Here is a 23,108-nt window from a genome sequence, read left to right as displayed (position 1 = left end):
GTTCCTTTCGAGTGGACATGGGTGGTGGCCGGCACCCAAACGACGGTGCCGGCCACCGGGGAAGCGGGGTGCCGTGGCTCAGCTAGTCTTCGCGCCGATGAGTTTCTCGCCCCGCGCGAGGCGAGCAGCGTCGTCGCTACCTGGGAGCACGTTGCCGCGCAAGGAGCGGCCGGCTGTCTCGTTGAAGGTCAGCACGGAGATGAAGCCGATGACGCCGGCTGCCGCGAGATACCACCCGGGAATGAGCACATTGCCGGTGCGGTCAATGAGGAACTCGTTCATCATCCCGGCGGTGCCGCCAAAGATCGCCGTTGAGACGTTGTAGCCGATCGCGAATCCGGAATAGCGTACAGAGGTAGGAAAGAGCGCGGGAAGCGTCGCGGAAATATTCGAGATGATCATGACGAGGAATAGTCCGAGGATCCCGATTCCGGCGAGCTGCGACCAAACCGTGCCGACTTGGATGAGCATGACCGCCGGAACCGAAAGAAGCGTGAAACCGATGCTCGCGATGAGGAGCAGCGGCTTGCGTCCGACCCGGTCAGAAAGCGCGCCGAACGGCACAATGACCGCCATCATGATGAGTTGGATGATCACAAGCGAGAAATTCGATTCCGCAGCCCCGTGTCCGAGCGTTGTCGAGAGATAGCTCGGCATGTAGGTGAGTACGAGGTAGAAAGCGACGTTGATGAGAATGACGAAGCCGGCGAGCTTGAGCACCTGCTGTGGGAAGCGGACGATGAGCTCGCGGAGCGATGCCCAGGCGCTCTGCTTGGCTTTCCCTGAGATGTCGATATCCGAGGTGAAGGTTTCGGGTTCCTCGACGTTGCGGCGCATCCATAGGGCGAGCAGTCCGAGCGGGAGTGTCAGGAGGAACGGCAGGCGCCACCAGCCGGCCATCATCGCGTCTTCGCCGAGCACCAGCGTCATTGTGGTGACGAGGATCGCCGCGCCTGAGAACCCTGCAAGCGTGCCGAACTCGAGGAAGGAGCCGTAGAAGCCTCGCCGGTTATCAGGCGCGTGCTCTGCCATGAAAACGGCGGCACCCGCATACTCGCCGCCCGCGGAAAAGCCCTGCACCATGCGAAGCAAGACGAGCAAGAGCGGGGCCCACATTCCGATCGAGTCGTAGGTTGGGAGGAGGCCGATGGCCGCAGTAGACACGCTGATCATGATGATCGTCGCCATCAGCACGGTGCGTCGCCCAATCTTGTCACCGAGTGGACCGAGCACGATCCCGCCGAGCGGCCTGACCAGGAACGAGACAGCGAAGGTGGCGAAGGCGAGAATGCGAGGGAGTGCGGATCCTGGCTCGCCGCCAAAGTCAAAGAACAGGCTCGAAAGGTACACGACGAGGTACCCGTAGACGCCGTAGTCGAACCATTCGATAGCGTTGCCGATTGCGGCGCCGCCGACTGACTTCCGAGTGTTCTTGCGCTGTAGCGGCGTGAGATCGATGTCCCTCGTTATCGTGGGGAGCTCTTGGTGTGCGGTCATGATTTCCTTCCTACGCACTCCCCGATGAGTGCGGCTGGTGTTGTTTGGTGGGCTGCGCTGCCCCTGCGAGTCGAAGCGCGGTGAGCACGTATGCCTGAGCGGCAGTCGCGAGTTGGGAGATCTCCACGTTCTCGTCGGGCTGATGGGCCTGGCCGGTGATGTCGCCGGGGCCGAGAATGATCGTCGAGGTGCCGTGATGCCGCGCGATGAAGCCGCCCTCGCAGGCGGCGGTCCAGCCGGTTTGCCTGCCGGAGGTGCCGAGTTCACGGAGCGCCTGCGACGCGATCTGCACGATGGGGGAGTCGGTGTCGGTGCGGAAGCCGGGCATTTCCATATCAACGGTGCCCGTGACACAGAATCGTTCGGCGTTTGCTATGCCCGATTCAGCCAGATCGATCCTCGCCGCCCCGAGGAGTTCGGCGAGGATCGTCTCCGGATCCTCGCCCGGCATCGTGCGGCGGTCGAGAGTAAGTGTGGTCACTCGCGGCACCATCGAGGTGCCGCTCCCACCTTCGATCGTGCCGACGTTCCATGTCCCGGTGCCGAGGAGCTTATCGCGCTCACCCGCAGCGAGGACGGCGTGGCGGTCACGCACGAGCTCAACGATCCGCGCTGCCGCGTAGATCGAGCTCGCGCCGTCCTCCGGACGTCCGGCATGGGCGGAGGCGCCGGTCACTTCGACAACGAGGTTGCTTGCGCCCCTGCAGCCGATCACCACGTCGAGGTCGGTGGGCTCCGCAACTATGCATGCGAGGTACTCGCGAGGCGTCTCTGCCGCGAGTGCGGCGAGCACACCGAGGGCTCGATCCTCCTCATCGACGGTGCAGAGTAGTTCGAGCCGAAGATCAGGAGCGACCTCTGACACCGCCGCCATGGCCGCCAGCACTGCGGCTAGCCCGCCCTTCATATCGGTCGACCCTCGGCCAATAATGCGGCCGCCAGCGATCCGCGGCTCGAAGGGGTCACCACTCCAGCCCTCTCCGGCTGGCACAACATCGCTGTGGCCGAGGAAGAGGATCGCCGGGCCATCTGCCGGACCGAGTGTCGCCCTGAGGTTCTCGCGCCCCGGCTCGACTTCTTGGAGGGTGACCTCGGCGCCAATCCGCGCGCAGATCGCGGCGAGGCGCAGCACTGTGTCCCGCTCCGTCTCGCCTGGGTTCTCGCCTCGCCCTCGAATGAGATCGCAGGTGTCGGCGGTGATCGCGTCGATATCGAGAAGATTGAGTGCCGCGCGTTCGCGTGGTGAGAAGTTCATGCGCGTGCCGCCTCCCCGGAAGCGATTGCCCGCTTGATCGTGCTGGCGAGCCTACTTACCCCTTCATCAATGCGCTCAGGCGAGGAAGTCGCGAAGCAGAGCCGCAGGGCGTTGCGCATACTTCCGTCGACGGTGAATGCCGGACCTGGGATGTACGCGACACCGTCGCGCAGTGCAGCAGGGAAGAGCGCCTCTGTGTCGAGGGTTGCCGCCTCGCCCTGAAGCGTAAGCCAAAGGAAGAACCCGCCCTCGGGGTCGGTTGTCGTCGCGAGCTCACCGAGGTGACGATCCACTGCGGCGAGCATAGCCGTCTTACGCTCGCGATAGATCGGCTTGAGACGAGCAACGTGCGTCTCGAAGTGACCACTCGTGAGGTAGTTCAGCACTGCGTTCTGTACGGGTACGCTGCTGCACGTGTCCATCGCCTGTTTTGCGTTCACTGCCAAGGCACGCACCGCGGGGTCGACGTCGATCCAGCCGGTTCGGAGGCCAGGGGCGATCATCTTGGAAAGTGTGCGTACTTGGAAGAGGAGCGGGTGCCTCGGGGCGATGCAGCCGAGGTCTGGCACATCTTTGCCCTCGAAGCGCAGCCTGCCGTATGGATCGTCGTCGATGATCATCGCACCCCAGCGCTCTGCGAGCTCGACGAGAAGCTCCCGCCGCCTGAGGCTCAGCGTGACGCCGGTGGGGTTCTGGAAGTTGGGAATGGTGTAGATCGCTTTGGGGGTCTTGCCGGTGCGGGCGACGAGCTCCGGGAGTGCTTCGACGATGAGCCCGTCCTCGTCAACTGGCGCGGGGAGTAGGTCGGCCCCGTAGCTCAGCGCTGTTGCGTTTCCGTTGCTGTAGGTGGGTGCTTCGACTACCACGAGGTCTCCCGGATCAACGAAGAGCTTGAATGCGAGGTCGAGACCTTGCATGCCTCCCGTCGTGACGAGGAGGCGCTCGTCCGTGGTCTCGACGCCACGCGCGGCCGCGAGCTCCATGATCTGCGCGCGCAGGCGTGGTTCCCCCTCGGTCTCACCGTAGTCGTATCGGCCAGTCCGTGAACCGGCGAACGCTTCATCGAGCTGCGCGATCGGCATGAGGTCCTCGCTCGGGGCGCCCATCGCAAACCGCACGATGTCGTGCTGCTGTTCGGCAAGTAGCGCTGTCGAAGCGTCGATGACGGAGCCGATGAGCAGTTCGCTGCGACTCGCGAATGATGGTGCGATCTGGGTGAGCATTAGGCCTCCTGAATGATGAGTCGACGGGGCGCATCGGTGAACACGTCTGCGCCCACTGCGGCCACCCGGGCGGACTCGGAAGCTTCGAAGCCGTATCCGGTCATCCACATGCCCGCGATGAGGTGGAAGGTCATGTTCTCCTCGAGCACGGTGTCGTCGCCTGCGCGAATGCTGACCGTCCGCTCGCCCCAGTCGGGAGGGAACCCCACACCAATCGAGTAGCCGAGCCGAGAATTCTTCTCGAGGCCGTACCGTCGCAGCACGCGATCGAAAGCAGCGTGTACGTCGGCGGATGTGTTGCCTGGTCGGAGCGCGTCGAGCGCCGCATCGAGCCCCTCGACGGTGGCGCCAGCGAGCCTGTCAAGCTCGCGGCTTGGAGCGCCGAGAGACACAGTTCGGGCGAGCGGGGCGTGGTAGCGGCGGTGTACTCCGGTGAGCTCGATCGATACGGCTTCGCCGGCCGACATCCGCTCCGCCGTCCACGTCAGGTGAGGCGTGTCCGCCCCCTCGCCGTACATGAACATCGGCACGATCGCAGGGTAATCGCCGTCAATACCGTCGACACCGCGCGCCTGTGCCGCGAGCACCTCAGCGGCGAGTTCGTTGAGCGGCCTGCCTGTCTCGATGGCGGCTACTGCTTGGCGCATAGCTTCGCTTGCCACGCGGCCGGCTCGACGCATCTGCCCGATCTCAAACTCCGATTTGACGAGCCGCACCCAGTTCACCAGTTCCTGACTTTCGACGAGTTCCCACTCGGGGAGGCCGTCGCGTAGCGCAAGGTACGAGCGGACGGAGAAGTAGTGGGCGTCGCCCTCGAAGCCGACCCTGCGAGTGCGGCCAGCCTCGCCACGGTCCCGCAGTCGCTCAGCGATCCACTCCATCGGGTGCGTGTCCGGCCGGTGCACGTAGGTTTCGGGATAACCGAGCACGGTGTCGGTATAGCGCAGCGCAGTTCGGTGGGCGCCGAGCGCATCCATCTCACGCATTGCGAGCAGCGGCTCGCCATCGAGCGGTACGTAGAAGATCTGCGGAGTGTAGAACGACCATGCGTTGTACCCAGTCAGGTAGAAGATGTTTGCGGGATCGGAGACAACGAGCGCGTCGAACTCACGCCTCCGCATGGCCTCACGAACCGCGGTAAGCCTCCGATCGAGCTCGTCCACGCCCACCTGCGCTGTTGTCATCGTCCACCCCTTCGTGCCGGTACTCCCATACACGCTAGAGGGGCTTGTACTGTTTTGGAAGAGTGTAGGTATATAAACGTACTGTTCACATTTGCTAAAGGATGGGTGTGCTGTGATTGATGTCCGCAAACTCGCGCTCCTGCGTGAGGTGTCGATCTACGGGGGCCTCACTGGGGCGGCTGAAGTGCTTGGAATGAGCGTGTCGTCGATCTCGCAGCAGCTCTCCCGGCTTCAGCACGAACTTGGTGTTTCACTGCTCGAGCCGGCGGGTCGCGGGGTGCGGCTCACGGCCGATGCGGAGCGCCTCGTTGTGCAGACCGAACGGGTGCTTGCCGTGCTTGAGGAAGCCGAGGCCGAGTTGCTGCTTGCGCGCGGCGGGCTATCCGGGGTGGTCCGCGTCGCAGCGTTTCATACCTTTGGTACTCGACTGCTCGTTCCAGCAATGCGGCGTCTCAGGGAGTTCGCTCCAAACCTCTCCCTCGAGTACGCGCAGCTCGATCCAGAAGGAGCAATCCGGGAGCTCGGCGCGCGAAGGGTAGACATCGCAGTTGCAGACGAGTACCCGGGAGCCCCGCTCTCGCCAACGCCGGGACTCGTGCGGGTCGACCTTGGGCACGATCCGATCGCGATGTATCTCCCTGACGGCATGCGAGAGGCCGACCTCTCGGGTAGCAGCTGCGTAGACCGTCTGGCGCGGCTGCCGTGGGTCATGGAACCGCGCCAGACTGATGCGTACCGCTGGGCTCGCGGGATCTGCCGCACCATAGGCTTCGAGCCCCGGGTAGCATTCGAATCGGCGAGCCTCGACTTTCACCGGCAGCTGGTAGCTAGCGGTGAGGCGGCTGCCTTCCTGCCGCGATCGATTGCGGGCGAGTTGCCTGGGCGAGTGACGCGACTACCTGGGCGACGTGGCCTCCCCGGTGGCATGCACCGTACCTTCCTCATGCTCATGCGTCGGGGAGCGGAGCGTACACCCGCCGTTGTTGCCTGCAGGGAAGCGATTGAGGACGCCTACCGTGAGCTCACCACGGAACCTCAGAGTGAGCTTGACACAAAGGTCTCGTAGTCGACGCACGTCACTCGAGCGAGCTGGTTGGTGGTGAGCCTGGTCGCATCGCGTTTGTGCCGCTGTCGCTCAGGTCCAGGCAGCTCCCGAAACGTCTCGACTGCGGCAAACGCCGACGGCCACCCCTAGTGGGAGCTCGCTGAGACGTCTGTGCCCTTCGGCGTGAGGAAGAAGACGATCGCGGCAATCGTCAGCATGCTCAGGCCGCCGACAATTCCGGTGGTCTGCATCGACGAGGTGAACGCCTCGCTCGCGGTCGCGAGCAGGTCAGGGAGCTTCAACTCCTCGGCGATCGCGGCGGCGGCCCCGAGCGAGTCGTTTGCCTGCTTCGCGGCCTCCGCGCCGAGCCCGTCGACGAGCGGGTTACCCGCGAGCCCCACGCGGTAGAGGATCGCGGCGATCGATCCGAGGATCGCGACACCGAGTACGGCGCCGAGCTCGTACGAGGTCTCTTCGATCGCGCCCGCGCTGCCAGCCTTCTCCTCGGGGGTGCCGTGCATGATCATTGCCGACCCGATCGCGAGCGATCCCGTGCCAAAGCCCACGAGGGTGAGCGCGATGAGCACCGTCGTGTAGTTGAGCGTTCCCGGCTGCAGGCCGATCGCGAGCATGCCGGTGCCTGCGAGCGCGATGCCACCCGCGAGGACCGCGCGCGAGCCGACGAGGCGCGCGATCGGGGGAGCGGCGAGCGAGGCCACCGCGCCGGCGATCGCGACGGGTATGAGCCTGACACCCGCTTCGATCGGGGTCGCGCCGTCGATGATCTGCATCCACTGCGCGAGCAGCAGGAGTGCTGCCCCCATCGCGAACGACGAGCCGAGCGCCGCGATGATGCCTGCAGAGAACGGTCGGTTCCTGAAGAGTCCCAGTTCGAGCAGCGGGGCGTCGCTCCGGAGGCAGCGAATGATGAACCAGGCGAGCAGCGCGACGCCCGCGGCGAACGCGGTGAGCGCGCTCGGCACGAGGAAGCTTGACTCGGCGGCGAAGGTCTTGATCGACCAGATCACGAGTGTCATTCCGGCAATCGAGAGGAGTGCGGCGAGGAAGTCCCAGCGGCCGGGGTTCTTCACCTTCGATTCGGGCAGCACAAGCACGCCGGCGATGACTCCAGCGAGCATGAGCGGCACGTTCACGAGGAACGCGGCGTGCCACGAGAAGTGCTCGAGCAACACGCCACCGATGAGCGGGCCGACCGCGGCGCCAAGGCCGGAGACCGCGGCCCAGATGCTGAGCGCGGTGGCGCGCTCGCGCGGGTCGGTGAAGGTGACGCGGATGAGCGAGAGCGTCGTCGGCATGATCATCGCGCCGCCGATGCCAAGGAGCGCGCGGATCGTGATGACGGCCTCGGCGCTTGACGCGATGAGCACGAGCAGTGACGCGAGCCCGAACAGCGTGTAGCCGATCATGAGCATGCGCTTGCGGCCCCAGCGGTCGGCGAGCGCGGCGAACGAGACGAGCAGGCCCGCGAGCACGAGCGAGTAGACGTCGATGATCCACAGCTGCTGCGCCGCCGTCGGGTGGAGCTCAGCGGCCATCTTCGGAAGCGCGATGTTCAGGATCGTCATATCCATCGTGATGACGAGCAGGCTCGCCGTGAGCACGGCGAGGGCGCCCCAACGTCGGGCACGGCTGATGGGCGCGGCGGTGGCCTGCGCCGGATCTGCGTGCGGGGCGTTCAGTGTGGGCGTGTGTTCGTTCGTCATGACTCAGACTTTTCGGATGGGTGGCCAGTCGTGCTGGTGGGTCGAGGTGAAGTTGGTGGGCCCGCGAGCGCGGTCAGCGCGATGGTGAGCGCCTCGCGGGAGAGGGAGTGCTGGCGCAAGCCTGCGTGGACCGTCGCGCCGTCGATGTAGACGGCGATCGCCTCGGCGCGATCCCGATCGAAATGCACCGAGAGCATCTCGATGAGCTTGTCGCTCCATCTGAGGGCGAGCTCCCGGAGGCTCGGGTCTGCCGTGGCGCTCGAGAACAGCGCGATGTCGGCGTTCACGGCGCGAGGATCCTGCAGGTAGCTCAGCAGCTCGGTGACCGCTCCTGACGGGTCGGTCTGGAGCGTGGCGAGGTGCGGCTCGAGCGCGGCGAGCGCCTCGTCGTCCTCTTGGGCGAGTGCGCGCAGTGCCTCCTCGCGCAACTCGTCGATCGACGCGAAGTATTGGGTTGTCGAGCCGAGGGCGACACCCGCGTGGCTCGCGACTGCGCGGTGCGTGAGTGCGGCGGCGCCGCGCGTGACGATGATCTCGGTCGCGGCGAGCAGGATCGCACGCCGTCGCGCCTCTGGATCTCGCTTTCCGGGTGCGAGTGGTTCGGTACTCATCGCTTCTCCCCAAAACGTTCATGTACTTCTGTACATGTACATTTGTACATGATGTGACCGTAGCGTCGCAACTCTGTCGCGCGGTAGCGTGGGATCGGCGGCAGAGTCGCCGCGCGCGGCAGTCGGCCTAGCCAACGATCGCCGCGTTCTCGAACAAGGAATGAGGCCCATCGAGATGGACACCATCAGCACCGCAGATCTCTTCGACGAGCGGGGCGACGAGCTCCAGTCAGTGTCGCTGCAGTTTCAGGACTGCGGCGGTGACACCAGCTTCAGCGGCACCGTGCGCACGGTGAAGTGCTTCCAAGACAACGCGCGCTTGAAGAGCGTGCTCTCGACGCCAGGCGACGGCGCCGTGCTCGTCATCGACGGCGAGGGCTCGCTCGAGACCGCGCTCGTCGGCGACATCATCGCGGGACTCGGCGCAGACAATGGCTGGGCAGGCATCATCGTGCACGGCGCGATCCGCGACCGTGTCGCAATCGGCACGCTGCCGCTCGGCGTGAAGGCGCTTGGCTCGAACCCGGCGAAGTCAACGAAGACCGGAAGCGGCGAGACCGACGTGCCCGTGACGTTTGGCGGCGTGACGTTCACTCCCGGCGCGATGGTGTGGTGCGACGCAGACGGCATCCTCGTCGAGAAGTGACCGACCCGTCGCGCGGCGGGCTGAAAAGCCCCGAGCTGCCTGAGGCGACTGCTGGGCCCACTCAGCTCCTGCTGCCGTTCGTGCCGTACGCCGCGATCTCGATCGTCCACGTCGCATTTGTCTTCATCGGGAACCCGCTCGCGGGCCCGACAAAGCTGTTGCTCATGCCGCTTTTGGCAGTCGCCATCCTGTGGGCATCGGCCGGCGTCCGGCCGTGGCCCGGCAAGGCGCTCTCGCTCTTGCTGCTTGGCGTGCTGTTCTCGTGGCTCGGCGACGGCTCCTCGGCGTTCTTCCCGATGTTCGCGGACGAGGTGCCGATGATGCTCGCCTGCTTCGGTATCGCGCACGTTTTTTACGTGCTGCTCATGTGGCGCGGGCGCGGCCTCGCCCGCGGCGGGTTCCCGAAGTGGGCGCTCGGCTACGTCGCCGCATACGCCCTCCTCGTGTCGCTGCTCGTGCCGCACACGGGCGACCTCACGGTTCCCGTGCTGTTCTACGGTGCGCTCCTCGTCGCGACAGCCGCTTTCGCTGCACGCTGCGGCGGCCTGATCGCGTGGGGCGGCTTCTGGTTTCTCGCGTCTGACGCGATCCTGTCGTTTCGCATCTTCACCCCAGACGCGATGCCCGACTGGACGAGCGGTGCGGTGATGCTCACCTACACGCTCGGCCAGGGGCTCATCGCGTACGGCGTGGTGCGGGCGCTCGCGACGAGAGCGAACTAGGCCCCGAACGACACGAAGTGCGAGCTCGTTGTCGTGTAGAAGTCGAACGCACGAGTTCCCTGCTCTCGCGGGCCGTAACTCGACGCGCCGACCCCGCCGAACGGCGCGTGGAGCTCTGACACCGCGGGTGAGGCGTTGACTGAGACAAGGCCGGCCCGAACCTCGGCCTGAAACCGTTCGCTCGTCGCCAGTCCGGTTGTCACGATGCCGGCGGAGAGGCCGTAGGGCACGTCGTTCGCGATCTCGATTGCATGCTCGATGCCGTCAGCTTCAATAATGCACGCGACCGGGCCGAATATCTCGTCTTGGTTGAGCCGCATCGAGCTCTGCCCGCCCGCGAAGAGTGTCGGCTCGAGATAGTACCCGCGGGTGCTGCGCTCGAGGAGCGCGCCACCAGTCAGCAGCTCTGCGCCCTCGCGCTGTCCGAGGGTGATCGCCGCGAGATCCGTTTCGAGTTGCGCGTGTGTGGCGACAGGCCCCATCGTTGTCGCCGGATCGAGGGCGTGGCCGACGCGGATCGCGGCGGTTGCCGCGGTCATTCGGCGCACGAAGTCGTCGTGGACTGCGCTGTCGACGATGAGGCGGCTGCTTGCGGTGCACCGCTGGCCCGTCGCGCCAAAGCACGAGTCGATCGCGACTCGAACGGCGAGGTCGAGGTCTGCGTCTGCCGCGACGACGAGCGGGTTCTTGCCTCCCATCTCAGCCTGCACACGCTTCGACCCCGTTGCATGCGCGGTCGCGAGGAGATGCCTGCCGACCCGTGTCGAACCCGTGAAGCTCACTGCGGCTACGTCGGGGTGGGTCGCGAACCGCTCGCCGACGATACTGCCGCGACCGGTGACGAGGTTGAACACGCCCGCTGGCGCGCCCGCATCGGCGATGATCTCTGCGAGCGATGCAGCCGATGCAGGCACTGCCTCTGCTGGCTTGAACACCACAGTGTTTCCCGCCGCGAGGGCAGGGGCGATCTTCCAGCTCGGCACGGCGAGCGGGAAGTTCCACGGGGCGATGATGCCGACGACACCGAGCGGTTTGCGGCGTGTGTGGATCGAGGTGTCTTGTCTGCGCGATGCAAGCACCTCGCCCTGGGGCGTGAAGAGGTGGTTCGCGTAGTAGGAGAACGTTTGCGCCGCCCGAGTGACCTCGCCAATGCCCTCGGCGCGCGTCTTGCCCTCCTCGCGCGCGAGCTGCTCGCCGAGTTCGTCGCGGCGCGCGAGCAGCCGCGCAGCGACGCCCTCGAGGAGGGTGGCCCGTTCGGCTGCGGGCGACCTTCCCCACGTCACAGCCGCCGCCGCGGCGGCGGCGATCGCGTCGTCGGTCTGCGCGAGAGAGGCCATGCCGTACTCACCGAGCGGCGCATCGAGGTCGCTCGGGTTCTCGTTGAGGGTCACGTCTGCGCCTGGCACCCAGGCGCCGTCGATGAAGATTGGATGGGTCGACACCTGTCGGTCTCCTTACGTGGTTTCGGCGCCGAGCGCCTCAAGCGTGAATCGTGCGACATCAACTGCCATGCGCTCGAGCGCTTCGGCGGTCATCGCGGCCATGTGCGGGGTGAGCAGCAGGTTTGGCGCGCCAAACAGCGGCGAGGCAACGTCTGGCGGCTCGGGCGAGAAGACGTCGACTGCGGCACCCGCGAGTGTTCCGCCGGTGAGTGCGCGAGCAAGCGCATCCTCGTCGACAAGTCCGCCGCGGGCGGCATTGATAAGCACGGCGTTGGGTCGCAACATTCCGAACTCGCGTTCGCCGATGAGCGGGCCGCGGGCAGGATCGCCGGGAACGTGCAGGCTGAGCGCGTCGACAGTCGGAAGCAGCGAGGCGAGGTCGGCCACTGGGGTGATTCCGGCCCGCTCGAGCGCATCCGGGTCGGCGTAGGGATCGACCGCAGACACGCGCATCCCGAGCGCCAGCGCCCGCCGAGCGACGGACTGACCGATCGCACCGGCGCCAACAAGCCCGAGATGGGCTCCTGAGAGCTCACGGCCAATCAGCCCAAGCCTGTCGACCTGGCCGGGGAGTGAGCCAGCTGCCGCGGTGAACTTGCCGCCGCGGAGCGCCGACTCCACTTCGCTGAATCGCTTGAAGAGGTGCATGAGCGCGGCGATCGTGTACTCGCCGACTGACTCGGTGTTGCTTCGTGGGGTATTCACGATGCGGATGCCGCGCTCGGCAGCGAGCGTGCCATCGATGTTGTCGATGCCAGCACCGTGACGGCCGATGACACGGAGACGCATGCCCTGATTGAGGGTCGCGGCGGTGATCGGGGTGCTGCGAACGATGATCGCATCTGAGTCGGCGAGCGCCTCGGGCAGTCGCGGGTCGTCGGGGCCGGAGAGCTCCCGAACAGTCGCCGACTGTCTGAGGATCTCGACGCCGGCCGGATGGATTGATTCGAGCAGGGTGATGATTGGCACTGTGAGCTCCGGGTTAGAGAACGCTGGGAAGGAACGTGGTGACCGCTGGCACGTAGCTCACAAGCAGCAGCACGATGATGAGTGCGAGGAAGAACGGCATGAACGCGCGGGTGATCTCGCCGATCTTTGCGCCAGTGATCGCGCTCACCGTGAAGAGCGTGCTGCCGACGGGCGGGGTGATCGAGCCGATCGTGACGTTGAGCACAACCATCACGCCAAACTGCACGGGATCAATGCCGAGACCTACGGCGAGCGGCGCGAGCATCGGGGTCATGATGATCATGAGGCTCATCGCGTCGATGACGGCGCCGAGCAGCAGCAGGATGACGTTGACGAGCAGCAGGAACAGGATCGGGTTCTCGCCGACGACGCCGAGCAGGTCTCCGAGCTGCTGCGGAACGCGTTCGTAGGCAACGACGATGCTGAATACCGCCGCTGCGGCGATGATCAGCATGAGCATCGCGCTCGTGAGCGCGGCGTCCTTGAGCACCTTCGGGATGTCGCGCCACGTCATCTGCTTGTAGACGAACATCGAGACGAGCAGCGCGTAGATGACCGCGACCGCGCTGAGCTCGGTCGGCGTGAACACGCCCATGCGCAGCCCGACGAGCAACAGCACAGGCATGAGCAGCGCAGAGAACGACGCGCGGAAGCCCTGCATGACCTCGCGAAATGACGCACGCGTATCGCGGGCGCGGGGGTGGCTGAGTCGTTCTGCGAGGATCCGCACCGCAACGCTCAGTACGACGGCGATGAGCAGCGCGGGAAGCACGCCGCCCATGAAGAGCGCGCCGACTGAGACGTCGGCGAGGACGCCGTAGAGGATCAGACCGATTGAGGGCGGAAGGATCGGGGAGATCGAGCTTGAGGCCGCAGTGAGGGCTGACGCGTACGCGTTGCTGTAGCCCTCGCGCCGCATGATGGGCACGAGCACCTTTGAGTCGATCGCGGCGTCTGCCTGCGCCGAACCGCTCATGCCGCCGATCATGAGGCTGTTGAGCACGTTGACTTGCGCGAGTCCACCCTTGAAGTGGCCGACGAGCGTGCCAGCAAAGCTCATGAGGCGCTCGGCGAGGCCGCCGCCTGCCATGATGCTTCCGGCGAGGACGAAGAGGGGAACCGCAACGAGCGGGAAGGACTCGAGGCCGCTCGTGAGCCGTTGAACGACGAGTGACATTGCCCGGCCATCGACGAACACGTAGATGAGCGAGACGCTGAGCAGCGAGAGGTACACGGGCACGCGAAGCGCGAGCAGCGCGAGCAGTACGACAAAGAGCGCGAGAAGCAGCATGAATCAGCCCTGCTTTCCGGTGAGCTCGTCGCTCACAACGTTGACGAATCGCGTATCAAAGTCATCGAGTTCGACCTCTTCGATGGGAACGTTCACTCGCTCGTAGTCTGGGTTTCGGAGCCCGGCGATGGCGCGCACGGCGTGCCCGCACGAGTGAATGACCATGAGTACCAGCCCGACGAGTGCAGCGACGGTGATGTACTTCTTCGAGAAGCCCAGGCCGGGCATGATGAGAAAGCGCGCCTTCTCAAGGTAGATGACTGTCGCGACGCAGATCGTGCCGAGCACTGCGAGGGTCACGAGTTCGACGAAGAGGTCGACAGTCGCGCGGCCACGGTGCCCGAGTTTGGTTGACAGGAAGTCGAGGCAGATGTGTGCGCCGCGGCGCGAGACCGCCGCTGAGCCGAGGTACACCATCCACACCATGCAGAACATGGAGAGCGGGCCTGCCCAGGCGAGTGGGTGGTTGAACACGTACCGCATGATGACATCGGCGGTGATCGCAACTGCCATGACGCCCATGAGGGCGGCCGGCACCCACTCTTCTACGGTTGCGAGGGTGCCCCTGAGCCAGCGGGGCGCTGATCTTGCGGCTGGTGATTGCACGGATGCTCCTTTGCACTCTGCACGTCGCACCTGTGCGACGCCGATACGTCAGGCATCCAGTCTAGTGATAAAAAATCACTCATGTTGTGACTTTGCGTCACAATTTCACATTGCTATGCGCTTAGAGTGCTCCCCATCCAAAGCGATGAGTGCGAATTGAGTAGTACGGAAAAGTCTCGATTCGCAGTACGCCTGGCACGTTGCGCACCTGGTGGTTGATCGCCTCGAACATCGCAGCCTGGTCTTCCGCGATAACCTCGGCGAGGATGTCGTACTGGCCAGCGGCGATGACCACGTACACGACGTTCTGGAGGTCATTCAGGGCTGCCGCGATCTCCTCGACGTCGCCCTGGGCGACGATGCCGACCATCGCCATGCTGCGATAGCCGAGCTTGAGCGGGTCTGTGACTCCGACGATCTGGATGATTCCGCGCTCCTCGAGGCGCATGACGCGGCGTCTCGCGCCGCCCGCGGTGAGGCCGACGAGCTCGCCGAGCTCGGCGTAACCACACCGGCCATCTTTCTGGAGCGCCGACAGCAGCTTGCGGTCAATGTCATCAATGTCGTTGGGCTCGTGGTTTACGTCGATCACGCTCTATCGCCTTGCTGTGATGAAAAATGACTAATCTGGACAATTTTGTGATGTAGGGTGATTTCTCAGAGGCATTGAGTGTTCCACGCGACATCGAATGGGGTTGTAATGACTGAGAGTATCAGCCGGACTTGGCTTTTTGCGCGCCCAGTGGTGGCCGAAAGCGACGCGGTGAAGGTGGCGAACGAGTGCTTCGGGGTGAGCGGCACGGCCGTCGAGGTCGGCAGCCAGCAAGACCGAAACTTCGCGATCAGGGGCGCCGGTGAGCGGAATATCCTGCTGAAGTTCGATAACGCTGCCACGACAGAAGCCGACCGCGAGTTCCAGGCACTCGTCGGGGGCGCGCTCGCCGCCGCTGGCGTCTCGACCCCGGCGCAGCTTGTGCCGATCCCTGGCGCGGGGATCGCACACGAGACCGTGTCTGAGGTCGGAGAAGCCGAGACCGTCGTCGCTCGGGCGTTCGAGTGGGTTGATGGGGCGCCTATCGCAGATGAGCCTGAGCTTCGCGGTTTCCGTGCCGAACAGCTCGGCGAGCTCGCAGGCCGCTCGGTATCTGGCCTGCGGGGGGTCGCGGATGCGGCGGCCGAGCGCGACATTCAATGGGAGCTAGGCCGCGCGCTCGATGTTGTCGAACAGCTCGCCGACGCATTGCCCCTCGAGCGCCGTGAGCGCTGCCTCGCCGCCGCGCGCCGTGCGGATGCTGCGGTGCGCGCCGCCCAGCACGCGCTGCCTCGCCAGGTGATCCACGGCGACATTACTGCCGATAACGTGCTCTGCGATGCTCGCGGCACGCTGTGGGTCGTCGATCTCGGGGACGCGGCGATGTCGTGGCGAGTCGCTGAGCTCGCAGTGACTGCCGCCGACGTTCTCGGGCGCACGGGCAGCATTGCGCACACCGGGCGAGTGGTTCGCGGCTTTCTTACTGCCGCCACGCTCACTGAGACAGAACTCTCGGTCGTGTGGCCGCTCATCGTGCTCCGCGGGGCGGTACTCGCGGTGAGCGGGTGGAGCCAGCTCGATGTTGACCCTGGAAACGAGTACGCGCGTGAGCGGCTCGAGCACGAGTGGGAGGTATTCGAGCGCGCCTGCGCCATCGACGATGAGACAGCCTACGCGCAGCTGCGACTCGCTGCAGGCATGCCGCATCGCCCTGACATCGAGTACGCGCCGCTCGCCGGGTCGCAGCCCCAGCTGCTTGATTTGGGGGTTGAGAGCGCCGAGCTTGATCGGGGCGCCTGGCTCGAGGCTGGAATCGAAGATCGTCTCGCGCAGCGCGCACTCGAAACGACGCAGGCTGTCGCGGCCCCGTTCGGGCAGGCGCGCCTGAGTCGCGTATCGCTCCGCGCAGACGTGCCCGCAGCGGCGCGGGCTCGCTGCATCGAGCTGTGGACCGCGCCGGGCGCGACGCTCGTCGCACCGTATGCTGGCGAGCTCACTGCCGACGGCGATGTGCTCGAGCTGAGCGACAGTGGCGTCGTGCTTCGCCTTGAGGGCGTGCGGGCGCTTGCGCCTGCTGGGAGCGTGCTTACCGGGGCGCCGATCGCGGTTGCCGAGTCTGGGGCGCCCATCCGAGTGACCAGGCGATTCGCTGGCGTCGAGCCGGCCGACCCGTTCGTTGAGTTCGACGGCGAGTACGAGTGCGATGGGGCGAGTGATCCCTCGCTGCTCGTTGGTGTCGTGCCAACACCTGATCCTGATATCGAGCTTCGAAGCGAACGAGCGCGCCGCGACCTGGCGATGGGAGGGGCGAGCGAGCGCTACTATCTTGAGCCGCCGCGCATCGAGCGTGGCTGGGGCGCGCTGCTCATCGAGACTCGCGGTCGCGCCTACCTCGACATGGTGAATAACGTCACGGCTATTGGGCACTCCCATCCGGCGCTTGCAGATAGCGTGTCGCGACAGCTCAACCTGCTGAACACGAACTCGAGGTTTCTCTACGGCCTCTACGCAGATTTCACCTCCAGGCTGCTCGAGCACTCGCCAGATCCCGCACTCGACGTGGTGATCCCCGTGAGCTCTGGCTCCGAGGCGAATGACCTCGCGCTGCGCCTCGCCCAGGTCGCCACGCAACGCAAGGTCGTTGTGGCGGCGCGCGAGGGGTACCACGGGTGGACGATGGCGTCTGACGCTGTCAGCACGTCTGCGTTTGACAACCCCAACGCGGCGGGATCGCGGCCCGAATGGGTCGACATCGTGAGCGCCCCGAACTCCTACAGAGGCGAATACCGTGGTCCTGAGTCGGGTGAGCAGTACGTTGCGGAGCTGCGTGAGCGGCTTGCGGAGCTTGTCGCCGAGGGGCGGCCCCCGGCAGCGTTTATCTCGGAGCCCGTGCTTGGGAACGCGGGCGGAGTGATTCCGCCCGCCGGCTACCTCGCTGGCGCGTACGACGCGATTCGCGCGGTTGGCGGCGTCGCAATCGCCGATGAGGTGCAGGTGGGGTACGGGAGGCTCGGGACGCACTTCTGGGGCTCCGAGCTCGCCGGGGCAGTGCCCGACATCATCACCGTCGCGAAGGCCGCAGGAAACGCCTTCCCGCTTGGCGCGGTCATCACGAAGCGGGAGATCGTCGACGCGTTGCGGGACGAGGGGATGTTCTTCTCATCATCTGGGGGCGCACCGGCAAGCATGGCAGCCGGGCTTGCCGTGCTCGACGTCATCCGCGACGAGGGGCTCCAGGAAAATGCTCGGGTGATTGGGGAGCATCTCGTCGCCGAGCTTGCGCGCCTTGCCGACAGACACTCGATGATCGGTGCGGTGCATGGGGCGGGGCTCTACCTCGGTGTCGAGTTGGTGCGAGACCGCGAGACCCGCGAGCCAGCGGTCGCTGAAACGCGCGAGGTCTGCGAACTGCTGCTGCGCCACGGGGTCATCATGCAGGCGACGTCTGAGCGGCAGAACGTGTTGAAGGTGAAGCCGCCGATGACGCTCACTCGCGAGCAGGCTGACGTGTTCATTGCTGCGCTGGATCGTGTGCTCGAAGAAGTGAATTCGGAAGAGTTGTGACGAATTGTGATGAATTTACTTCAAAAAGTGTTGTATGGTGATTATGTGCCCGATCGAAAAGATCTTTCGATGATGAAACTGAATTCTCGTGGCACGCATCTGTGAAGGCAGACCGGAGGTATCAAAGATGATCAAACGCAAAATTCTCGCGGCGAGCGTCGCCGCTGTTGTTGGGCTCGCACTCGCCGGTTGCTCGGCAGGTGGCGACGGTGGTGACTCAAGTGAGGCCGGGTCGACGACGACAATTTCGGTGTCGCACGTCGAATCGTCGTCGAGCATCACCCACAAGACCCTTGAAGCTGTCGCAGACCGCGTGAAGGAGCGGTCGGGTGGCTCCCTCGAGCTCGAGATCTACCCAGACGGCCAGCTCGGCACGTCTGCTGACACGTTGCAGCAGTCTGCATCGGGCGAGCCCCTCATCGGGTACACCGATGCGGCCGAGCTCTCGGCGCTGGCGCCGAGCAGCAACCTCGACGTGCTCGCGGGGCCGTTCCTGTTCGAAAACACCGATCAGGCACAGACGTTCCACGAGTCAGACGTGTTCGCGGAGATGAACGACGCGCTTGCCGAAGAGGGCGGAGTTCGCGTGCTCGCGCTGAACTACTTCCTCGGCACCCGCAACATTCTCGGCAAGGCCGCGTACCCCGAGCCTGCAGACCTCGGGGGAGTGAAGCTCCGAGTGCCCCCGATCGATTCGTTCACCCGCACCACCGAGCTGCTCGGCGCCGTGCCGACGACTGTCGACTACACGGAGGTTTACAGCGCGCTGCAGCAGGGCGTCGTCGACGCTGCAGAGAACGACATCAACTCGATGCTCGACCAGAAGTGGGGAGAGGCTGCGAACCAGCTCACCATGACCCACCACTTCCAGCTCTTCCTCGGCTTCGCGATCGGTACCGCAGCGTTCGACGCACTCACCGAAGAGCAGCAGCAGATCCTCGTTGAGGAGTTCGCGCAGGGCGGGGTCGACTCGACAGCCGAGAACGCCTCGATCGAGAGCGACACGCTCCAGGCGCTCGAAGATGCGGGCGTGACAATCACCGAAGCGAACCTCAAGGCGTACCGAGAGACGACGAAGTCGTACTACGACGGCTACCCCGAGGGGCTGCTCGACAGCGTGCGCTCAGCCGCAGGCATGTAATTGGTCGGGTTTGGCGGGCAGTGCCCGCCAAACCTGCCTTCGCGGTGCCCGAATCCGAGATTCGCACCGAACAGAAAGCAGGATTTTGATGAGTGTCACCGCCGAGATCAATGGTGAAGTGTCGTACTGGTTTTCGCAGGTCGCAACCAGGCCCGCGAGAGCTCCACTCGATCGCGACCTCAGCGTCGACGTCGCACTCGTCGGCGCGGGATACACGAACCTCTGGATCGCCTACTACCTGAAGCAGGCTCGGCCGGATCTCGAGATCGCGATCCTCGAGCGTGAGGTCGCAGGGTTTGGGGCGTCGAGCCGCAACGGCGGCTGGATCTCGTACGGGCTCCCCGGGCAGCACAGCCGCTACGCGAAGGCGCACGGAGTGCAGGCGGTTCGAGACTTTCAGCGCGAGCTGTTCGCGACGATCGGTGAGATCGTCGACGTCGCCGCGCGAGAGGGCATCGAGGCCGACATTGCCCACGAGGGTGAAGTCGCAATCGCGCGAAACCCCGCCCAGCTCGCGCGGCTGCGCGAGGAGTACGAGGGCGGCTCGCAGTGGGGGTTTGGCCCCGGCGACCTTGTCATGCTCGACCGTGACGGCGCGAACGAGCACGCGAGGCTCTCGAACGCCGTTGGTGGCCTCTGGTCCCCGCACTGCGCTCGCGTGCAACCGGCGCTGCTCGCCTCGGGCCTCGCCGACACCGTCGAGCGGATGGGCGTGCGCATCTACGAACACACCGCAGTCTCCGAGATTGTGCCGCACACGGCACTCACCGAACGCGGCAACAGGGTGTCTGCCGAGTACGTCGTGCGCGGCACCGAGGGGTACACAAACTCGTTGAAGGGCCACTCGCGTGACTGGCTTCCGAAGCTGTCGAGCATGCTCGTGACCGAACCGCTCACCCCCGAGCAGCATCGCGAGATCGGCTGGGACACGAACGTGATGGTTCGAGACGCGGGGCACTTCTTCAGCTACATTCACCGCACCGCAGACGACAGGATCGCGCTCGGCGGCCCTGGCGTTCCCTACCTGTGGGGCTCTGGCTGGGACGACAGGGGGAGCACGCTGCCAGCCTCTGAGCAGGCGCTCGTCCGTGCACTGCACACGCTCTTCCCGATGCTCAAAGACCACCCGATCGCGCACACATGGACCGGGATTCTCGGGATCCCGCGGAACTGGTCGGCCACAGTCACGCTCGACCGCGCCAGCGGGATGGCTGTCGCTGGCGGCTATGTCGGTGACGGGGTGACGAGCACAAACCTCGCGGGGCGCACAATGCGCGACCTGATTCTAAGGGAGGACACGCAGCTCACGCGCATGCCCTGGGTCGGCGGGCAGATTCGCAAGTGGGAGCCCGAGCCGCTGCGCTGGATTGCGCTTCGCGGCATGTACGGAGTGTACAACCTCGCTGACAGGCTTGAGGATCGGTCGGGGAGTGCGAAGACGTCGATTCTCGCGCGAGCCGCAAACGTCATCGCCGGCCGGAGCTGACTGGGCGAGGATTGCATCATGACTGTTCCACGAAACACGCTGCTCGTTGTCCCTGACGCAGAGAGCAACGCAGACGCTGCAGCCTTTCGAGCGTGCTTTGCGGCGGTCGCGCCGCAGGGCGTCGAGCTCAGGGTGCACGTTGGCCAACCGGCGACCGATGCGGCGTGGCGGGAGCTCGTCGCTGATGCCGACGGCATCGTCTTGAACTGGCGGTTGCCAGACGAGGCGTTGCGGGCAGCGACCAAGCTTCGCGTCGTGTCGTTTCTCGGGACGGGCGCGGCAGATCACCTTGATCTTGGCGCCGCCCAGGCTCGCGGAATCGACGTTCGAACGGTGTCTGGCTATTCGAACGACGCCGTCGCGGAGCACACACTCGGGCTGCTGCTTGCGCTCGCCCGCGGCACGGTTGCGCGAAACCGCGAGCTCCGCGAGGGCGAGTGGCTGCCTGCGACAGGGATGCAGCTGTCTGGCAAACGCCTCGGCCTCGTCGGCTACGGCGGTATTGGGCAGCGGGTCGCTGAGCTCGGCGCGGCGTTTGGGATGGACGTTGTCGCGTGGACGCGCAGCGGCCGCGTCGCCAGCCCCGCGCGGTTCGCCGAGCTCGCTGAGGTGCTGAGTGAGAGCGACGTCGTCAGCCTGCACCTTTCGCTGACGCCGGAGACCACTGCCTGCATCGGCGCCGAGCAGCTCGCAACCATGCGCGAGGGGGCCCTGCTTCTCAACACCGCCCGCGGGGCGCTCGTTGACGAAGCCGCGGTGCTCGACGCCCTCGACTCAGGCAGGCTGGGCGGGTACGCGACTGACGTTTTCGTCGAGGAGCCGGCGCCGCCAGGGTCGCCACTCATCGCTCACCCGCGCGTGCTTGCGACTCCACATATCGGCTACGCCACCGCCGACGCCGAGGCGGCGCTGCTTCGGCGCGGCATCGAAAACGCTATCGCTGGCCTCACCGAGGCCAGCCCAACGACCTAGCCAGACAAGGCCATGCGCTCCAACGAAGGGACACCCATGTCACAGCACGCATCTCGCAGCGGCGGCGAACTTCTCGTCGACACACTTGCCGAGCAGGGGGTGACCCGCGTCAGCTGCGTACCCGGCGAGAGCTACCTGCCGGTGCTCGACGCACTTCGCGAGGCGCCAATCGAGGTTGACGTGTGTCGCCACGAGGCTGGCGCGGGCAACATGGCGGTCGCGACAGGCAAGCTCACTGGCCGAGCGGGAGTCGCGATGGTCACCCGCGGGCCAGGCGCGATGCACGCTGCCATCTCGGTGCACACCGCCGAACAAGACGCGGTACCGATGCTGCTGCTCATCGGACAGGTCGCGCTGCGAGACCGCGAGCGCGGCGGGTTCCAAGAGATGAACTACCACGAGGTCTTCGGATCTGTCGCGAAGTGGGTTGTTTCGCTCGACACCGTCGAACGCATCCCAGAGACGATCGCGCGGGCGTTCCGGATCGCCGAGGGCGGCAGGCCCGGCCCAGTGGTGATCGAGATGCCGGAGGACGTGCTCGCTGAGACCGCAGCAGTCGCGGCAGTGCCCCGCATCGAGCCGCTCACCGCGGCCCCGACCCCCGCCGCGGTCGCGCAGATTCGGGAGCGCCTGCGGCTCGCGAAACGCCCACTCGTGCTGCTCGGCCGCAGCACCTGGTCGCAGGAGACAGCCGACGCAGCCCTCGCGTTCGCCGAGCGCTACGAGCTACCAACGCTCGCAGCCTTCCGCTGCCAGGACTACATCGACAACACGTCTGCCTATTACGGTGGCCACGTCGGGCTCGGCACCGACGCTGCGCTCGCCGCCAGGCTCGAAGAGGCAGACGTGATTCTCGCGGTTGGCGGTCACATCGGTGACGCCGAAACCAAGGGCTACGAGATCTTGGGGCCCAAGCCTGGCCGCACGCTCATACACGTTGCGGCGAGCGAGATGGACGTCGACAGGTACCTGCAGGCGACGATCGCGGTGCAGGCGACCCCTCGGGCGTTCTTCGATGCCATGCTCGGGGCGGCTGGGGAGCCCCCTGTCGCCGCGAGTGGCGCGCGACGCGACTGGGTGAGCACGGTTCGAAGCGAAGAGGTCGCGCGCTCGATCCCGCCGGTGCAGAGCGACGACCTGCTGTCTGCGATCATGACGCAACTCGCCGACGAGCTCCCGGCCGACGCGATCGTCGCGAACGGGGCAGGCAACTACGCGGTGTGGGTGCACCAGTTCGTGAAGTACCGCCGGTACGGCACGCAGCTCGCGCCCGCGAGCGGCGCCATGGGCTTTGGGCTTCCCGCTGGCATCGCCGGGGGCCTCGTCCACCCTGACCGCCAGGTTGTCGTGTTCGCGGGCGACGGCTGCTTCAGCATGGCGATGACCGAGATGGGTGTGCTGCGCAGCTCAGGCGTGCCAGCCGTTGTCGTCATCGTGAATAACGGCATCTACGGCACCATCAGGTTGCATCAGGAGCGCCGCTACCCTGGCCGTGTCAGCGCCACCTCGTTTGAGAACCCAGACTTTGTGATGCTCGCACAGGCGTTTGGGTTCACAGCAGAACGCGTGACCACCGCCGACGACTTCATGCGCGTGTACCGCGCTGCGACCGCAAGCGGTGAGGCCGCGGTGATCGAGGTCGTTGTCGATCCGCTCAGGTCAACCCCGAGCGTGAGGCTCGACGAGCTCGCCTAGCTTG

At 65.6% G+C, this 23,108-nt stretch carries 19 protein-coding genes; 8 read left to right on the top strand and 11 right to left on the bottom strand.

What is annotated here, in order from left to right; translation table 11 throughout:
* Nucleotides 1-78: 78 nt before the first annotated feature.
* Genes ACF07D_RS03515 through ACF07D_RS03500 form a run of 4 tightly spaced genes read right to left on the bottom strand, consistent with a single transcriptional unit; the run spans nt 79 to nt 5,159 of the window.
* On the bottom strand, nt 79-1,497 hold the full coding sequence (locus tag ACF07D_RS03515) for an MFS transporter (RefSeq protein WP_391503909.1): 1,419 nt from the start codon (nt 1,495-1,497) through the stop codon (nt 79-81).
* A gap of 10 nt (nt 1,498-1,507) precedes the next feature.
* Nucleotides 1,508-2,752: a M20 family metallopeptidase gene (locus ACF07D_RS03510; protein ID WP_391503908.1), complete on the bottom strand. Its 1,245-nt coding sequence runs from the start codon at nt 2,750-2,752 to the stop codon at nt 1,508-1,510.
* Entirely contained in the window at nt 2,749-3,975 is a 1,227-nt protein-coding gene (locus tag ACF07D_RS03505) for a PLP-dependent aminotransferase family protein (protein ID WP_391503907.1), read from the bottom strand. Before ACF07D_RS03505 ends, ACF07D_RS03510 begins: the two co-directional genes overlap by 4 nt.
* Nucleotides 3,975-5,159, bottom strand: a complete 1,185-nt coding sequence (locus tag ACF07D_RS03500; protein WP_391503906.1) for a M24 family metallopeptidase — start codon at nt 5,157-5,159, stop codon at nt 3,975-3,977. The genes ACF07D_RS03505 and ACF07D_RS03500 overlap by 1 nt, the downstream gene beginning before the upstream one ends.
* 112 nt (nt 5,160-5,271) lie before the next feature.
* Here ACF07D_RS03500 and ACF07D_RS03495 point away from each other — a divergent pair, with 112 nt between their 5' ends.
* Entirely contained in the window at nt 5,272-6,225 is a 954-nt protein-coding gene (locus ACF07D_RS03495) for a LysR family transcriptional regulator (RefSeq protein ID WP_391503905.1), read from the top strand.
* A 125-nt stretch (nt 6,226-6,350) separates the two neighbouring features.
* Here ACF07D_RS03495 and ACF07D_RS03490 read toward each other — a convergent pair whose 3' ends face one another.
* Nucleotides 6,351-7,928, bottom strand: a complete 1,578-nt coding sequence (locus ACF07D_RS03490) for an MFS transporter (RefSeq protein ID WP_119283393.1) — start codon at nt 7,926-7,928, stop codon at nt 6,351-6,353.
* The gene (locus ACF07D_RS03485; protein ID WP_119283392.1) at nt 7,925-8,539 is read right to left on the bottom strand and encodes a TetR family transcriptional regulator; all 615 of its coding nucleotides are present in this window, start codon (nt 8,537-8,539) and stop codon (nt 7,925-7,927) included. The genes ACF07D_RS03490 and ACF07D_RS03485 overlap by 4 nt, the downstream gene beginning before the upstream one ends.
* Before the next feature lie 175 nt (nt 8,540-8,714).
* On the opposite strand from ACF07D_RS03485, the gene rraA reads away from it, so the two are divergent.
* Both rraA and ACF07D_RS03475 read left to right on the top strand, forming a co-directional pair.
* A complete protein-coding gene (gene rraA / locus ACF07D_RS03480; RefSeq protein WP_119283391.1) occupies nt 8,715-9,185 on the top strand; it encodes a ribonuclease E activity regulator RraA in 471 nt (156 codons plus the stop codon).
* On the top strand, nt 9,182-9,907 hold the full coding sequence (locus ACF07D_RS03475) for a lysoplasmalogenase family protein (protein WP_391503904.1): 726 nt from the start codon (nt 9,182-9,184) through the stop codon (nt 9,905-9,907). Before rraA ends, ACF07D_RS03475 begins: the two co-directional genes overlap by 4 nt.
* Here ACF07D_RS03475 and ACF07D_RS03470 read toward each other — a convergent pair.
* The 5 genes from ACF07D_RS03470 to ACF07D_RS03450 form a co-directional block, all read right to left on the bottom strand.
* Complete coding sequence (locus tag ACF07D_RS03470; RefSeq protein ID WP_391503903.1) at nt 9,904-11,349, bottom strand: aldehyde dehydrogenase family protein; 1,446 nt, start codon at nt 11,347-11,349, stop codon at nt 9,904-9,906. The genes ACF07D_RS03475 and ACF07D_RS03470 overlap by 4 nt on opposite strands.
* Nucleotides 11,350-11,361: 12 nt before the next feature.
* Nucleotides 11,362-12,318: a hydroxyacid dehydrogenase gene (locus tag ACF07D_RS03465; protein ID WP_185986134.1), complete on the bottom strand. Its 957-nt coding sequence runs from the start codon at nt 12,316-12,318 to the stop codon at nt 11,362-11,364.
* Nucleotides 12,319-12,331: 13 nt separating this feature from the next.
* On the bottom strand, nt 12,332-13,609 hold the full coding sequence (locus ACF07D_RS03460) for a TRAP transporter large permease (protein WP_391503902.1): 1,278 nt from the start codon (nt 13,607-13,609) through the stop codon (nt 12,332-12,334).
* A 3-nt stretch (nt 13,610-13,612) separates the two neighbouring features.
* Nucleotides 13,613-14,215 carry a TRAP transporter small permease gene (locus tag ACF07D_RS03455; RefSeq protein WP_391503901.1) on the bottom strand — a complete coding sequence of 201 codons (603 nt, stop codon included), beginning with the start codon at nt 14,213-14,215 and terminating at the stop codon, nt 13,613-13,615.
* Nucleotides 14,216-14,336: 121 nt separating this feature from the next.
* A complete protein-coding gene (locus ACF07D_RS03450) occupies nt 14,337-14,807 on the bottom strand; it encodes an Lrp/AsnC family transcriptional regulator (protein WP_119283386.1) in 471 nt (156 codons plus the stop codon).
* 108 nt (nt 14,808-14,915) lie between these two features.
* On the opposite strand from ACF07D_RS03450, the gene ACF07D_RS03445 reads away from it, so the two are divergent.
* The 5 genes from ACF07D_RS03445 to ACF07D_RS03425 all read left to right on the top strand — a co-directional run bounded on the left by ACF07D_RS03445 (nt 14,916) and on the right by ACF07D_RS03425 (nt 23,104).
* The gene (locus ACF07D_RS03445) at nt 14,916-17,810 is read left to right on the top strand and encodes an aminotransferase class III-fold pyridoxal phosphate-dependent enzyme (protein ID WP_391503900.1); all 2,895 of its coding nucleotides are present in this window, start codon (nt 14,916-14,918) and stop codon (nt 17,808-17,810) included.
* A 127-nt stretch (nt 17,811-17,937) separates the two neighbouring features.
* A complete protein-coding gene (gene dctP, locus ACF07D_RS03440; RefSeq protein ID WP_391503899.1) occupies nt 17,938-18,951 on the top strand; it encodes a TRAP transporter substrate-binding protein DctP in 1,014 nt (337 codons plus the stop codon).
* 88 nt (nt 18,952-19,039) lie between these two features.
* Nucleotides 19,040-20,437 carry an NAD(P)/FAD-dependent oxidoreductase gene (locus tag ACF07D_RS03435; protein WP_391503898.1) on the top strand — a complete coding sequence of 466 codons (1,398 nt, stop codon included), beginning with the start codon at nt 19,040-19,042 and terminating at the stop codon, nt 20,435-20,437.
* An 18-nt stretch (nt 20,438-20,455) separates the two neighbouring features.
* Complete coding sequence (locus ACF07D_RS03430) at nt 20,456-21,409, top strand: 2-hydroxyacid dehydrogenase (protein WP_391503897.1); 954 nt, start codon at nt 20,456-20,458, stop codon at nt 21,407-21,409.
* 36 nt (nt 21,410-21,445) lie between these two features.
* Complete coding sequence (locus ACF07D_RS03425; protein ID WP_391503896.1) at nt 21,446-23,104, top strand: thiamine pyrophosphate-dependent enzyme; 1,659 nt, start codon at nt 21,446-21,448, stop codon at nt 23,102-23,104.
* Nucleotides 23,105-23,108: the final 4 nt, after the last annotated feature.

It is taken from the genome of Leucobacter sp. NPDC015123, assembly GCF_043080205.1.
GTDB classification, from domain to species: Bacteria; Actinomycetota; Actinomycetes; order Actinomycetales; family Microbacteriaceae; genus Leucobacter; species Leucobacter aridicollis_A.
Note: the sequence above shows the minus strand (reverse complement) of the source record. Positions and strands in the feature narration are given on the sequence as shown.

Bases quoted from the DNA above. Each gene is read 5' to 3' on its own strand.
- ACF07D_RS03515 (WP_391503909.1), bottom strand. From the start codon at position 1,497: ATGACCGCACACCAAGAGCTCCCCACGATAACGAGGGACATCGATCTC.
- ACF07D_RS03510 (WP_391503908.1), bottom strand. From the start codon at position 2,752: ATGAACTTCTCACCACGCGAACGCGCGGCACTCAATCTTCTCGATATC.
- ACF07D_RS03505 (WP_391503907.1), bottom strand. From the start codon at position 3,975: ATGCTCACCCAGATCGCACCATCATTCGCGAGTCGCAGCGAACTGCTC.
- ACF07D_RS03500 (WP_391503906.1), bottom strand. From the start codon at position 5,159: ATGACAACAGCGCAGGTGGGCGTGGACGAGCTCGATCGGAGGCTTACC.
- ACF07D_RS03490 (WP_119283393.1), bottom strand. From the start codon at position 7,928: ATGACGAACGAACACACGCCCACACTGAACGCCCCGCACGCAGATCCG.
- ACF07D_RS03485 (WP_119283392.1), bottom strand. From the start codon at position 8,539: ATGAGTACCGAACCACTCGCACCCGGAAAGCGAGATCCAGAGGCGCGA.
- rraA (WP_119283391.1), top strand. From the start codon at position 8,715: ATGGACACCATCAGCACCGCAGATCTCTTCGACGAGCGGGGCGACGAG.
- ACF07D_RS03460 (WP_391503902.1), bottom strand. From the start codon at position 13,609: ATGCTGCTTCTCGCGCTCTTTGTCGTACTGCTCGCGCTGCTCGCGCTT.
- ACF07D_RS03445 (WP_391503900.1), top strand. From the start codon at position 14,916: ATGACTGAGAGTATCAGCCGGACTTGGCTTTTTGCGCGCCCAGTGGTG.
- dctP (WP_391503899.1), top strand. From the start codon at position 17,938: ATGATCAAACGCAAAATTCTCGCGGCGAGCGTCGCCGCTGTTGTTGGG.
- ACF07D_RS03435 (WP_391503898.1), top strand. From the start codon at position 19,040: ATGAGTGTCACCGCCGAGATCAATGGTGAAGTGTCGTACTGGTTTTCG.
- ACF07D_RS03430 (WP_391503897.1), top strand. From the start codon at position 20,456: ATGACTGTTCCACGAAACACGCTGCTCGTTGTCCCTGACGCAGAGAGC.
- ACF07D_RS03425 (WP_391503896.1), top strand. From the start codon at position 21,446: ATGTCACAGCACGCATCTCGCAGCGGCGGCGAACTTCTCGTCGACACA.